We start from the raw sequence: 12607 nt of genomic DNA on the forward strand, positions 1-12607 counted from the left end.
GAAAAGCATCATGGCCAAGAACGCACCCTATGCCTGGATGAACGGCAAGCTCGTCCCCTGGGAACAGGCGACGATGCACATCGCCACCGAATGCGTCCTCCGCGGGGAGAACGTCTTCGAGGGCGAGCGCGCCTACTGGTCGGAAGCCGAGCAGGAACTGTTCATCTTCCGCCATGCCGAGCACATCGAGCGGCTGCGCCAGGGCGCGCGCATCATGCGCATGACCGTGCCCTACAGCGATGCCGAGATCGAGGAAGCCTGCATCTCCCTGATCAAGGCCTGCGGCTACCGCGGCCCGGTGCATTTCCGCCCCGTGGTGTATTTCGACCAGGGCGAGCTGACCGACTACCTGCCCTCCGAGATCAAGACGGGCATGTTCATCCTGGCCTTCAGCAAGCCGTCCACCAAGTCGATCGAGACCGGCGTTTCAACCTGCGTCTCGACCTGGCGACGCAATTCCGACCTCGCCTCACCGTCGCGCATCAAGTCGGGCGCGAACTATCACAATTCGCGCCTCGCCTACATCGATGCGCGGCTGAACGGGTACCAGGTGCCGATCCTGCTGAACGCTGCCGGCAAGGTCGCCGAAGGCCCCGGCGCCTGCTTCATGATGGTCCGCAAGGGCAAGGTCATCACCCCGCCGGTCACCGCCGACATCCTGGAAAGCATCACGCGTGAGACGCTGATCGAGGCGATCCAGGCCGAGCTCGGCATCGAGGTGATCGAGCGCGAAATCGACCGCACCGAACTGTATGTCTGCGACGAGGCCTTCTTCTGCGGCAGCGGGCATGAAGTGACGCCGGTGAACTCGGTCGACCACTACGATGTCGGCGAGGGCAAGCCGGGTGCGCTTACGCGCCGCATCCAGAAGCTGTATTTCGACATCGTCTCGGGCGCCGTGCCGCGGTATCGGCATTGGCTGACCCCGATCTATGGCAACGCCGCGCGGAAGACGGCTGCCGACTGACAACGAAGCGCCAGCACACAAGCAAGAACACAGGAGAGGCGAGTATGACCAAGACCATGACGCGGCGCGCTGTGCTCGCCGCCCTGCCGGCCGTGCTGGCGGCACCGGCGCTGCGCGCGCAGCCCGTCCAGCGCGACGTGCGCTTCGTCGTCGGCTTCGCGGCCGGCGGCAGCGTGGATGCCATGGCGCGCATCGTCGCGCAGGCGCTCGGGCCGCAGCTCGGGCGGAACGTGGTGGTGGAGAACCGGACCGGCGCCGGCGGCTTCATCGGCTTGCAGGCCGTGGCCAATTCGCCGCCCGACGGGCATGTGCTGGCCATCGCATCCGGCTTCAACCTCTCGGTCTCCCCGGTGCTGCCGGGCATGACCATGCCGATCGATCCCGATACCGACCTGACGCCAATCGGCGGCATGGGGCGGGGCGCGATGGTGTTGTGTGCGCGCCCCGATGCGCCGTTCCGCGACATGGCGGGCTTCGTCGCCTATGCGAAGGCCCACCGGACGACCTGCGGGCATGGCGGCGCCGGGTCCTCGCCGCATCTGATGGCGGCGCGCATGGCGCAGCTCGGCGGGTTCGAGCTGGACTTCATCGCCTATCGCGGTGGCGCGCCCGCGCTGCTCGACCTGATGGCGAGCCGCATCGACGTCTATTTCGCGCTGCTGCCCGAAGCGCTGCAGCACATCCGCAGCGGCGCGATGCGTGGCCTCGCGGTTGCTACCGCGCAGCCGCACCCGACGCTGCCCGACGTGCCCGTCATGGCCGCGACCCTGCCCGGCATGGTCGGCGGATCCTGGTGGGGCGTGGCGGGTCCGAAGGGCCTGTCGCCGGCCTGGGTGTCCTATTGGTCCGAACAGGTGCGCATCGTTACCGCGAAGCCGGAGGTCCGGCAGCGGCTGACGGAATCGCTGATCGACGAATCCGACACCTCCACCGCAGCGTTCCGGGCGGAGATCGCCAGCGAACGGCGCATCTGGGCCGAGGTCATCCGCGCCGCCAACATCCGAGTGGAAGGGTAAGCATGTCGCGCAGCGTTGGCCGTCTGGTCGGTGAAAGCCTCGTCGCCCATGGGGCGGATCTGATTTTCTGTGTGCCGGGGGAAAGCTTCCTCGGCCTGACGGATGCGATCACCGATTTGCCGGCGCTGCGCCTGGTCGTGTGCCGCCATGAGGGCGGCGCGTCCTACATGGCGGTCGCGGATGGGCGCATGCGCGGCGGCCGCGCCGGGCTGTGCCTGGTCTCGCGCGGCCCGGGCGTGTCGAACGCCATGATCGGCCTGCACACCGCCTTCCATGACGCTGTGCCGATGGTGCTGCTGATCGGGCAGGTGGAACGCCGCGACATGGGGCGCGGCGCGCTGCAGGAACAGAATTACGCGAAGCTGCTGGCCGACACGACGAAGGCGGTGCTCGAGGTCCACCTGCCGTCCCAGGCGTCGGAAGCCATCGCGCGCGCCTATCACCTCGCTGAAAGCGGCACGCCGGGTCCTGTCGCGGTGATCCTGCCCGAGGATCTGTTCGACGACGACGCCGGCGACCTGCCCGTCGTCGCACCCCGCGCGCGCCCGCTGCCGCAGGCCGGTGCGGGGCAGATGGCGGAATTGGCGGAACGTCTCGCCAAGGCCGAGCGGCCGCTGGTCCTGGTCGGCAGCGCGATGGATGGCGCGCCGGAGCGCCTCGCCGCGCTCGCGCGCTTCGCCGAGACCTGGATGCTGCCCGTCGCGCCGACGCATCGCTGGCCGCATTTGTTCGACAGCCATCACCCGCACTATGCCGGCTATGTCGGCAATCGCGTGCAGCCGAAGCTGATGGCGGCGATGAAGGAAGCTGACCTCGTGATCGCCCTCGGCGAGCGCCTGGGCGATGTGGTCAGCCAGTCCTACACCTTCCCCGCCGCGCCGGACCCGCAGGTGCCGGTCGTGCACATCTGGCCCGACCCGCTGGAAGTGAACCGCGTCTTCAACGTGGACATGCCGATCATCGCGGACCCGGCCTCGGTGGTCGCCGCGCTGATGGATCGCGGCGCGCCCTCGGCGCCCGCCGGGCGCGCGGGTTGGATCGCGCGGCTGCACGGCATCCATCGCGAGCTGACGGCACCGAACCACGAGCCTGCCACGGATGGCGTGAACTTCGCCGCGGTCTGCGTGGCGCTGGCGCAGCGGATGGCGCCGGATGCGGTGCTGTCCACGGATGCCGGCAACTTCACCTCCTTCGTGCACCGCTACGTGCCCTTCGGCCCGCGCAACATCTTCCTGGGCTCGGCCGTCGGTGGCATGGGGCCGGCCGTGCCGATGGCCGTCGCCGCCACGTTGCGCCACCCTGGCCGCCAAGCCATCGCCATCGTCGGCGATGGCGGTGCGCTGATGACCGGCAACGAGATCGCGACCGCCTGCCGCCACGGCACGGCGCCGGTGATCATCATCGCCGACAACAACACCTACGGGTCGATCGGCATGCATCACGCCAATCGCTATCCGGGCCGCCCCGTTGCGTCGGCGGCGGATCTCGTGAACCCGGACTTCGCGGTCTGGGCCAGCGCCTTCGGTGCGCGTGGCTACACGATCCGGGAGGAAGCGGAGATCGCGTCAGTGCTGGACGAGGCGCTGGCACCGCACGACAGGCCCGCCGTGGTGCATGTGAAGGCGTCGGCGGCGCAGATCACCGCGTGGAAACGCCGGGCGAGCTAGAAGCTCGGCAAGTGGCGACGAATGGGTCGCGGCGACGGATGACACTCGTCGCGCAGCGGTGTTCACGGCTGGGCTGCGCATCACTGCGCGCTTCGGCGGCGTGCCGTAGGCCGTAGCGGCGCCCGTTGACCATTCCGGCCCGATGCATCGCACCGGGCCGCGGCGCCTTCAGTCGGTCGGCGACAGCGTCTTGATGAGGTCGAAGACCCGCTTGCGGACCGACTGATCGGTAATCCGGTAGTAGGCCCGCACGAGTTCCAGCGTCTCGCGCCGATGCAGCGTGTCGTCCTCGAAGCCTTCCTGACCCTCGGCGAAGCCGAAAGCAGCGGCGCGGGATCGCGTTGCCGCATTACCGCCCAATTCAGGGGACATATCGTCGAAGAAGAAGCCGATCGGCACGTCCAGCACACGGGCGAGGTCGAACAGCCGGCTCGCACCGATTCGGTTCACGCCGCGCTCGTACTTCTGGATCTGCTGGAAGGTGAGCCCCAGCGCCTCGCCGAGCTTTTCCTGGCTCATGCCGAGCAAGGTACGGCGAAGCCGTACGCGCGTGCCGACATGGACGTCGATTGGGCTCGCGCGGTGCTCGCGTTCGGGCCGATCGCCCGTTTCGCTGCCCGACATCCGCACCTCCGCCACTGCGCCCACCATCTTGATCCTCCCGCCGCAGCTGCGGCGATTCCGTAACCTACCCCCGTCGCAGCAGTAGGCTGCCATTCACTCTTCGTCAACTCTTTTTCAAATTCTCAATAATTGAGACGACCTGGACAGGAGCAGGTTGGCCGTTGCGAACGTATTGCTGACCTAATGCCGCCCTTTCCACCACCCCAGGAGGAGTATCAGGGCGGAGAGAGTCCCTGCGATCAGCACGCCGAGACGTGCGAACAGGGTGGGCTCCCGCGCGGCGGGCAACGGAGCCAACAGGACACCCGGCTCACCCAGCGCCGTGCGCGCAACCTCCCGCCCTCGCGCATCGAAGACGGCGGAGACGCCCGTCTGCGCCGCCCGGGCAAGCGGCAGTCCTTCCTCAACGGCGCGCAGCCGCGCGGTGGCGAGATGCTGCCAAGGACCGGCCGATATCCCGAACCACGCATCGTTTGTGACGTTCACCAGCCAGGCGGGACGCTCCCGAGGGACAACTTGTGCGGGAAATATGACTTCGTAGCAAATCAGACCGCCGAAGGGCGGCACGGCTCCTACTCGCATAGGTTGCAGCTCGGCCCCCGGGGTAAAGTTCATGCCGCCCTGCACCAGCCGGATCGGCAGCCAGCCCGACAGCGGCATGTATTCGCCAAAGGGCACCAGATGGACCTTGTCGGTCACCCCCAGCACCTCGCCCGCCGGGTCGATCGCCACCAGGCTGTTGAACACGCGCTCCAGACGTTGATCGGCCCCGTATTCGGCCCGCACAGTTCCCGTCAGCAGGATGGCCCGCTGGGGCAATGCGCCGGCAATGATCTGGCGCACAGAAGGATCGTTGGCGACCAGGAAAGGCACCGCCGTTTCCGGCCAGATCACCACCAGAGTCTGGTCCTCGGGCAACTCGCGCAGCGCTTCCAGCGCCGCCTCCCGCGTCATGTCCAGATAGCGACGCAGGATCGGGATGCGCTGGTCCTCCCGCCACTTCACCTCCTGCGCGATGTTGCCCTGGACGATCATCAGCCCGACCGGTGCGGGCGGCGGTTCGGCCGGCCACAACCGTGCCAGGCCGAACAGCGCGAAGCCGACCAAGGCGGCCGCGCCGCCCAGCATTGCCCGCCGGCCGAGCAGCGGCGTGGCCGCAATCAACACCGTCGCCAGCGATAGCCCGTGCACCCCGATCCAGGCAGCGCCCTGCACCGGCAACGCGCCGAACGCCCACACGGTCCCCAGTAGGTTCCACGGAAATCCCGTGAAGGCCCAGCCGCGCAGGAGTTCAAACAGTACGAAGCTGCCGGAGAAGACGAGGACCCGCGGCCAGCCCGCCCGCACCCGCCAGGCAAGCAATGCCGGGCCTGCCACGAACAATGCCAGCGGCAGGGCCAGTGCGGGCACCGCAATCGGGACCAGCCACCAGAAGGTCGCGACATCCGTCAGGATGGCATGGGTGATCCAGTAGAGGCCGGCGGTGAAGTAGCCCCACCCCCAGGCGAACCCGACGCCCAGCGCACCGCGCCAGCTTGCGGCCGCGCCAAGCATGGCCAGCAGGCCGGGGATCGAGACCAGCAGCACCGGCACCGCATGCACCGGCGGCAAGGCGAGCGCTGCGAAGGCCCCGAGGCCGACCGCCGTGACCCACAATCGCCATCCCCGCCGGCTGGCAAGGTGGTCCAGAAAGCGATTCCACATGCAGAGCAGTCCCGGCCAGCGAGGGTTGGACGGCAGAGACAGCGCCCCACCAGCCCCGGTGGAACCGCAAATCAGCGCCGGGCGCAACGGGCAGGAGGCGACACCAAGGACGGTGGGCGCAACGCTGCACGTTCATGGTCGTCGGGACAGGAGCTTCTGCGCTTCCTGATCGCCTGCCCACGCCCCTGAAGAACAGGGGGGACTCTGCTGCCTTGGCGCGGAGGAAAGACCGGAGAGGGGCGCCCCGTTTGCGCGTTAGCGTTGGATCAGGAAGGGGCTCTGCCCCTTCCCGAACCCTACCCCGGCAAAGGCCGAAGGGCCTTTGCAAACCTCGACCGGGCACTGCGCGCGACGGGTCGGAACATGGTCGTCATCCGGCTCTGCGCGCGGAAGGGTCTTGAGATCAGGAGAAGGGGCTTCGCGCCCGGCGCCAAATCATGGCGATCCAGGCCATCCACGGCCTCGATCGCCGGCATGAGGCGTCGGGCAGACGCGTATTCTGCGTCGAGCAGGCACGTTTCGGGCGCGAGCGCGGGTCTCGGCAGTCATCCTGGCCGCGCCGCGCAGTGCCAAGTTGAGGTTTGCAAAGGCCTTTCGGCCTTTGCTGGGGTGGCTTGGAGGGGCAAAGCCCCTCCAATATCGACCGCGGGGAGATAGCGGCAATCAAAGTGGCCTTTGGCCGGAAGGACAGCGCGTTCCTCCCGGCTTGCAGCGATGGCTACCTCACTCCGCCGCCGCCCGCTGCGGCTCGATTCCCGGCGGCCGCACCCGCAGTCGTCGGATGCGCCGCGGGTCCGCGTCCAGGACGCGGAACTCGAGCCCCGATGGATGGGAGATCAGTTCACCCTTCGCCGGAACGCGCCCGGCCAGGGTGAAGATCAGCCCGCCGACCGTGTCGATGTCGGCGGCCCGCTCCTCCTCGGTCAGCACGGGGCCGAGCCTCGCCTCGAAGGTCGGGATCGGCGTGCGGGCATCGAGGTCGATCGTCCCGTCCGGCCGGTCCGTCATATGCGGCTCGGCATCCTCGTCGTGCTCGTCGGAAATGTCGCCGACGATGGTCTCGACCAGATCCTCGATGGTGATCAGCCCGTCGATGCCGCCGTACTCGTCGACTACCAGCGCCATGTGAACACGGGATTGCCGCATCTGCAGCAGCAGGTCGAGCACCGAGATCGACGGCACCACGAACAGCGGCTTGCGGAGGATCGCCTTGATCTCGAAAGCCGCCTCCGCGCCCACCGAGGCGAAGACGTCCTTGATGTGGACCATGCCCGCGATGTCGTCGAGGCTTTCGCGATACACCGGATAGCGGCTGTGGCCGTCCTTCTGGATCAGCGCGATCGCTTGGTCGAGAGTCAGGTCCTCCGGCATGGCCATGATGTCGGCCCGCGGCACCATGATGTCGTAGGCCGTGGTGCCCTGAAGGCGCAGGACGTTGGACAGCAATGCCCGTTCGTGGGTGTCCAGGTCGCTGTCGTCCGGCTCGTCGGCGTCGTCCTTGTCCTCGCTCCGCTCGATGAGCAGCTCTCCGACGCGGTTGCGGACCGATTCCGCCTCCTTCCGTCGCAGCAGCCCCTGGAGCTTCCAGAACAGGCCGGGCTTGTTCGAGATGTCGCTCACGACACGCCCCGCCACGGATTGGGCAGGCCGAGGCGCCGCATCACCCGCGCTTCGGCGCGTTCCATGCGACGGGCCTCGCCCGCTTCCAGGTGGTCGTGCCCCGCCAGGTGCAGGGCGCCATGGGCGACCAGATGCGCCAGATGGGTCGCGGTGCGCCGCCCGGCGTCCCGTGCTTCCCGCCGCACCACCCCAAGCGCAAGCGCGACGTCACCGAGCTGCCCCGGCAGGCCAGCCGGGAATGACAGCACGTTGGTCGGCTTCACCTTGGCACGATGGCGGCTGTTGAGGCGCTTGACCGCGGTATCGTCGGTCAGCAGCACGGTGACCGCGCCGCTCGCCCCCGCTTCACGCAGGGCGGCCTCCGCGGCCCGGCGCGCCAGCGCCTCGGGCCGCTTGACGGCGGCGCGCCAGCCTGGCGCCGCCAGGATCACCGAGATGTCGAGCATCTCCGATGATCCGTTCCGAAGCCCAGCCTGATCACGCGCAACGCGACCACGGCCGGGACGGCTACTTCCCGGTTCCATACCTCTCCTTCTTCGCCCGGCTCTGCTCGTCAGCCCGCCCATAGGCGGCGACGATCCGGGCCACCAACGGATGCCTTACCACATCCCGCTCCGCGAATCTCGCGACTCCGATACCCTCGACGCCGTCGAGGATGCGCAACGCCTCGATCAGGCCCGAGGGCTGGCCGGAAGGTAGGTCCACCTGGGTCGGGTCCCCGGTGATGACCATGCGGGATCCCTCCCCCATGCGGGTGAGGAACATCTTGATCTGGGCGGGGGTGGTGTTCTGCGCCTCGTCCAGGATGCAGTAGGCATGCGCGAGCGTTCGGCCGCGCATGAAGGCAAGCGGCGCGATCTCGATCTCCCCGCGCTCGATCCGCTTCGCAACCTGGTCGGCCGGCAGCATGTCGTTCAGCGCGTCGTAGAGCGGGCGGAGATAGGGATCGACCTTCTCCTTCATGTCGCCGGGCAGGAAGCCGAGGCGCTCGCCGGCCTCCACGGCGGGTCGCGACAGCACGATGCGGTCCACGGCGCCGGTCTGCAGCATGGCCACGCCCTGCGCGACGGCGAGATAGGTCTTACCGGTGCCGGCCGGCCCGACGCCGAACACCATGTCCTGCCGCGCCAGCATGTCGATATAGGCGCCCTGCGCCTTCGATCGCGGCGCGATCGCGCCCTTGCGGGTGCGGATCGCGGGCAGGTCGCGCAACGGCAGCCGGGGTTCGCCCTGCTCGGCGCCGCCTTCCGCGAGGCGCAGCGCCGCCTCCACCTCCGCCGTTCCCACGTGTTGTCCCTGTTCCAGCCTTTTCCACAGCGCCAGCAGCGCCGCCTCCGCCATCTCCGTCCGATCCGCACCACCCGAGATGGCGATGCGGTTGCCGCGTGACGAGAGCCTGACGCCGAGCACCTGTTCGATGCGGGCCAGGTGCCGGTCGTGCTCGCCATGGAGCAGGGGCAACAGGACGTTGTCGTCGAATTGCAGCGTGACCGAGCGCCGGTCGGCGTCGCTGCGGGAATCCGCCGGGCGAAGTGCGGTGCCGTGCGTGGTGCTCAAGCGGCCGGTCTCTCCCTGGGTTCGGCATGGCGGGGCGCGGCGAGCGCCCCAGTCAGAGAATTGGGGTGCCCGGCCAGGATTCGCACCGGGACGACCTGTCCGGCGAGATCGGCGGGTCCGTCGAAGTGAACGGGATTGAGCCATGGGGTGCGGCCTGCCATCTGCCCGGGATGGCGGCCGGGTCCGGTCACCAGCACATCGGCCAGCAGGCCGGCGCGGGATCGGTTGAACGCCGTCTGCTGGTCGCGCAGCAGGGCCTGGATGTCGGCGAGCCGCGCGTCCTTCACAGGCTCCGCGACCTGCCTCGCCATGGTCGAGGCCGGGGTGCCCGGCCGCGCCGAGTATTTGAATGAAAATGCCTGCGCGAAGCCGACATCGCGAATCAGCGCCATGGTCGCGGCGTGGTCAGCATCGGATTCACCCGGATGACCGGCGATGATGTCGGTGGACAGCGCGAGGTCCGGCCGCGCCGCGCGCAGCCGCTCCACGAGGCGCCGGTAGTCGTCGGCCGTGTGCTGGCGGTTCATCATCTTCAGCACGCGATCGGACCCCGACTGCACCGGCAGGTGCAGGAAGGGCATGATCGCCGGCGTGTCGCCATGGGCGGCGATCAGATCCTCATCCATGTCGCGGGGGTGGGAAGTGGTGTAGCGCAACCGCGCGAGCCGCGGGATTTCCGCCAGCGCCCGCAGCAGCCGCCCCAGCGTCCAGGCACCGCCGTCCGGCCCCTCGCCATGCCAGGCGTTCACGTTCTGGCCGAGCAGCGTGATCTCCCGCGCGCCAAGGGCGACCAGGCGCTTCGCCTCGGCCAGGATCGCCGCGACGGGACGGGAATATTCCGAGCCTCGCGTATAGGGGACGACGCAGAAGGAGCAGAATTTGTCGCAGCCTTCCTGCACCGTCAGGAACGCCGTCACGCCCTGGGCCGTCGTGGTTTCCGGCAGGTGATCGAACTTGTCCTCAGGCGGGAACTCGGTCTCGATCACCGCGCCCGCCGCCCGCGACGCCCGCGCCACCATTTCCGGCAGCCGATGGTAGGATTGCGGGCCGAGCACGATGTCCACCCATGGGGCGCGGGCCGTGATCTCGGCTCCTTCAGCCTGCGCCACGCAGCCGGCCACCGCGATGACCATGTCGCCGCCCTTGGCCTGCTTCGCCTCCCGCAGCCGACCGAGGTCGGAAAACACCTTCTCCGTCGCTTTTTCCCGTATGTGGCAGGTATTGAGGATGACCATGTCGGCCTCCTCCGCCACCTCGGTCGGCGCATAGCCCAGCGGCGCCAGGACATCCGCCATCCGGGCGCTGTCATAGACATTCATCTGGCAGCCCCAGGTGCGGATCAGAAGGCGCTTCCGAGGGGTCGTGCAGTCGGTCATTCGGGTCAGGCTCCGCCGGCCTCGCCGCGCGGTCCGCGGCGAAGGCAGGCGGGGGAGATGCGCACCACGGCGGCGCGGGTCAAGCGACCGGAAGCCTGAAGCGGTTCATCATGGGGCGAGCGTGACCGGCTGATCCGCGTCGGGTCAAGCGTCGTAACGATGACGGTTGCTGCGCGGCGCACACGGACGGGCGGACAGGCAGGGGCATCTATTCCAGCACCACCCGCGACGGCGTCACCACTACCCCGTTGGACCGCCCGTTCGCCGCGAAGGTCTCGATCCGTGTCGCGTAGTTCTGGGCAGAGATCATTCCCGTCGCCACGTCCACCGCGACGCGGGCGAAGATCGCGACGCGCGCCTCGTTGTCGCCCCCACGCAACCGTCCGGCGAGTTCCACCGCGCAGCGCGCGATGACGACCGGCCGCTGGGCGATGGTCGCGGTCCCCTCCGGCCGGCAGGTGCCGCCGCGTGGCGAACCGGGAACGGGCATGAGGAAGTCCTCGCGCGCAGAAAGCCGCCGGGGCGCGAGACTCAGCGTGGCGAACTGGTCGCGCCAAGCGTTCAGCAGCGTCTCGCGCGCCTCGTCAGGCGGCGGCGCGCTCCCGTCCGGTCGCTGGGCGGAGAACTCGGCAATGCGGCCGTCGGTGCTGCGCAGGGCAGAGATGCGAAGGCCGCTGCGCTCCTGCACCAGCGTCAGCCGTGCGCCGCCGGGCTCGGGCCGGACCTCGGTCACGGTCAGGCAGTCGCGCTGGGGTGGCCGGCCAGGACGCGGCGTCTGTTCCCGGCAGATGCTACGCCAGGGACCCCAGCCCGCGCCGCCGATCGCAACCGGCGCGCCGATCGGCCGGATCGTGCCCTGCAGCGGCAGCACCGGCGCCACGGTGCGCCAGTCCGTCGTCTGCGCCGCCGCCGGAGCGGTCAACAGCGCCAGTACGAGCGCGGGAAGCAGGGGTGGGCGGGTCATCCCCCACCCTATCGCGGCCCCGCGGGACGCGGCTAGAACGGCACCGATGAGCGGCAGCGGCATGGATACGGTGCGGAACGGCCTGGCGCGGGGCCTTGCGCGCTTCGTAGCGCCGGTCCGGCTGCCGGACGGCTTCGCGCCCGCCTTCGCGCAGAAGCCGGAAGGCGCCGTCTTCGACCTCGCTGCCAATGCTTCGGCCGCCGAGGCCCTGGCCCATCCGATGCTCGGCGGCGGGGAGGGCGCGACGGCGCTGCTGCTGGCGCTGGCCAGCGGGGATGGCCCGATCCCGCGCGCCATCGGCCCCGCCCGGATCGTGGTCGAGGATGAGGCGCCACGATCGTTCCGCATCACCACGCCTCACCATTTGTTCACCGGCGACCTGTTCCGCGGCGAGGTCCGCCAGCATCTGCACGACCAGGACGGGCCGCCCGCGGCGATCCATGGCGGCAACCTGGTCGAATTCGCCTTCCGGCGCCGCTGGCACTGCCTGGATGTCGAGGACGCCATCGTCGAAGGTGGCATCGAGAATGCCGAAGGCGGTGTGCGCCTGTTCCACGAAAGCCTGCTGCGCGGCCGCGGCGGCCGTTTCGTCAACGGCGCGACGCGCGACTTGGCACGGCTTCGCTACGTCTACGATCTGCGCGCCGACACGCCGGTGGTGACGCTGACCGTCACCCTCACCTCGCTTCCGGGCATCGTGCTGGATCGCCCGCGCATCACCGCCGCCTGCGATGCGATGAGCCCCGGCGACGGTGTGGAATACGCCACGCTGCTGTTGGGGGATGAGCAGCGCCCGAGCCCCGCCGGCAACAACGTCACTGTCCATCAGGGCCCGATCGACCGTTTCGGCGCGCGGCAGCGACGCACGCCCTCCCGCGCGCTGGCCCTGCACATCGCGCCGCAAGGCGGTGTCCCGCCCTTGAGCGTGAAGGCCAGCGGCCCGGCGGAGGGGCGTCTCCATTGGCTGCTGACCCGTTACGCCGGGGAGCGGCTGACGGCGGGCGAGACGTTGACCCTGCGCGAGGATCGGCTGCTGCTGCGCGGAACGGAGGGGCCGATCGCCGCCCCCCGCGGGGCCGACGCCGCCGCGGCGGCGCCCCGCCAGCGCATCG

Annotated in this window: 11 protein-coding genes; 4 read left to right on the forward strand and 7 right to left on the reverse strand. The window is 69.3% G+C overall.

Translation table 11 applies throughout. From position 1 onward, the window contains the following. Positions 1-10: 10 nt before the first annotated feature. Genes GXW78_RS16820 through GXW78_RS16830 form a run of 3 tightly spaced genes read left to right on the forward strand, consistent with a single transcriptional unit; the run spans position 11 to position 3650 of the window. Positions 11-967 carry a branched-chain amino acid transaminase gene (locus GXW78_RS16820; RefSeq protein ID WP_211869995.1) on the forward strand — a complete coding sequence of 319 codons (957 nt, stop codon included), beginning with the start codon at positions 11-13 and terminating at the stop codon, positions 965-967. A 44-nt stretch (positions 968-1011) separates the two neighbouring features. Next, positions 1012-1983: a Bug family tripartite tricarboxylate transporter substrate binding protein gene (locus GXW78_RS16825; RefSeq protein ID WP_211869996.1), complete on the forward strand. Its 972-nt coding sequence runs from the start codon at positions 1012-1014 to the stop codon at positions 1981-1983. A gap of 2 nt (positions 1984-1985) precedes the next feature. Beyond that, the gene (locus GXW78_RS16830; protein ID WP_211869997.1) at positions 1986-3650 is read left to right on the forward strand and encodes a thiamine pyrophosphate-dependent enzyme; all 1665 of its coding nucleotides are present in this window, start codon (positions 1986-1988) and stop codon (positions 3648-3650) included. Positions 3651-3818: 168 nt separating this feature from the next. On the opposite strand, the gene GXW78_RS16835 is transcribed toward GXW78_RS16830, so the two are convergent. From GXW78_RS16835 to GXW78_RS16865, 7 genes are all read right to left on the reverse strand, one after another. After that, a complete protein-coding gene (locus GXW78_RS16835; protein WP_211870012.1) occupies positions 3819-4274 on the reverse strand; it encodes a helix-turn-helix domain-containing protein in 456 nt (151 codons plus the stop codon). 180 nt (positions 4275-4454) lie between these two features. Continuing rightward, the gene (gene lnt / locus GXW78_RS16840) at positions 4455-5978 is read right to left on the reverse strand and encodes an apolipoprotein N-acyltransferase (RefSeq protein ID WP_211869998.1); all 1524 of its coding nucleotides are present in this window, start codon (positions 5976-5978) and stop codon (positions 4455-4457) included. A 723-nt stretch (positions 5979-6701) separates the two neighbouring features. Further along, positions 6702-7598 carry a hemolysin family protein gene (locus GXW78_RS16845; protein WP_338147766.1) on the reverse strand — a complete coding sequence of 299 codons (897 nt, stop codon included), beginning with the start codon at positions 7596-7598 and terminating at the stop codon, positions 6702-6704. Continuing rightward, a complete protein-coding gene (gene ybeY, locus GXW78_RS16850; protein ID WP_211869999.1) occupies positions 7595-8044 on the reverse strand; it encodes an rRNA maturation RNase YbeY in 450 nt (149 codons plus the stop codon). Before ybeY ends, GXW78_RS16845 begins: the two co-directional genes overlap by 4 nt. A 61-nt stretch (positions 8045-8105) precedes the next feature. Continuing rightward, on the reverse strand, positions 8106-9155 hold the full coding sequence (locus GXW78_RS16855; RefSeq protein WP_211870000.1) for a PhoH family protein: 1050 nt from the start codon (positions 9153-9155) through the stop codon (positions 8106-8108). After that, positions 9152-10531 (reverse strand): tRNA (N6-isopentenyl adenosine(37)-C2)-methylthiotransferase MiaB, encoded by a 1380-nt coding sequence (gene miaB / locus GXW78_RS16860; RefSeq protein ID WP_211870001.1) that lies wholly within the window; start codon positions 10529-10531, stop codon positions 9152-9154. The genes GXW78_RS16855 and miaB overlap by 4 nt, the downstream gene beginning before the upstream one ends. Positions 10532-10739: 208 nt before the next feature. Next, entirely contained in the window at positions 10740-11495 is a 756-nt protein-coding gene (locus GXW78_RS16865) for a hypothetical protein (RefSeq protein ID WP_211870002.1), read from the reverse strand. A gap of 46 nt (positions 11496-11541) precedes the next feature. On the opposite strand from GXW78_RS16865, the gene GXW78_RS16870 reads away from it, so the two are divergent. Next, on the forward strand, positions 11542-12607 hold a 1066-nt coding region (locus GXW78_RS16870; protein ID WP_211870003.1), incomplete at its 3' end, for a hypothetical protein.

The sequence above is a fragment of the Neoroseomonas terrae genome (assembly GCF_018129025.1).
Taxonomy (GTDB): Bacteria; Pseudomonadota; Alphaproteobacteria; order Acetobacterales; family Acetobacteraceae; genus Neoroseomonas; species Neoroseomonas terrae.

Bases quoted from the DNA above. Each gene is read 5' to 3' on its own strand.
- GXW78_RS16830 (WP_211869997.1), top strand. From the start codon at position 1,986: ATGTCGCGCAGCGTTGGCCGTCTGGTCGGTGAAAGCCTCGTCGCCCAT.
- GXW78_RS16865 (WP_211870002.1), bottom strand. From the start codon at position 11,495: ATGACCCGCCCACCCCTGCTTCCCGCGCTCGTACTGGCGCTGTTGACC.
- GXW78_RS16820 (WP_211869995.1), top strand. From the start codon at position 11: ATGGCCAAGAACGCACCCTATGCCTGGATGAACGGCAAGCTCGTCCCC.
- ybeY (WP_211869999.1), bottom strand. From the start codon at position 8,044: ATGCTCGACATCTCGGTGATCCTGGCGGCGCCAGGCTGGCGCGCCGCC.
- GXW78_RS16835 (WP_211870012.1), bottom strand. From the start codon at position 4,274: ATGTCGGGCAGCGAAACGGGCGATCGGCCCGAACGCGAGCACCGCGCG.
- GXW78_RS16825 (WP_211869996.1), top strand. From the start codon at position 1,012: ATGACCAAGACCATGACGCGGCGCGCTGTGCTCGCCGCCCTGCCGGCC.
- lnt (WP_211869998.1), bottom strand. From the start codon at position 5,978: ATGTGGAATCGCTTTCTGGACCACCTTGCCAGCCGGCGGGGATGGCGA.
- miaB (WP_211870001.1), bottom strand. From the start codon at position 10,531: ATGACCGACTGCACGACCCCTCGGAAGCGCCTTCTGATCCGCACCTGG.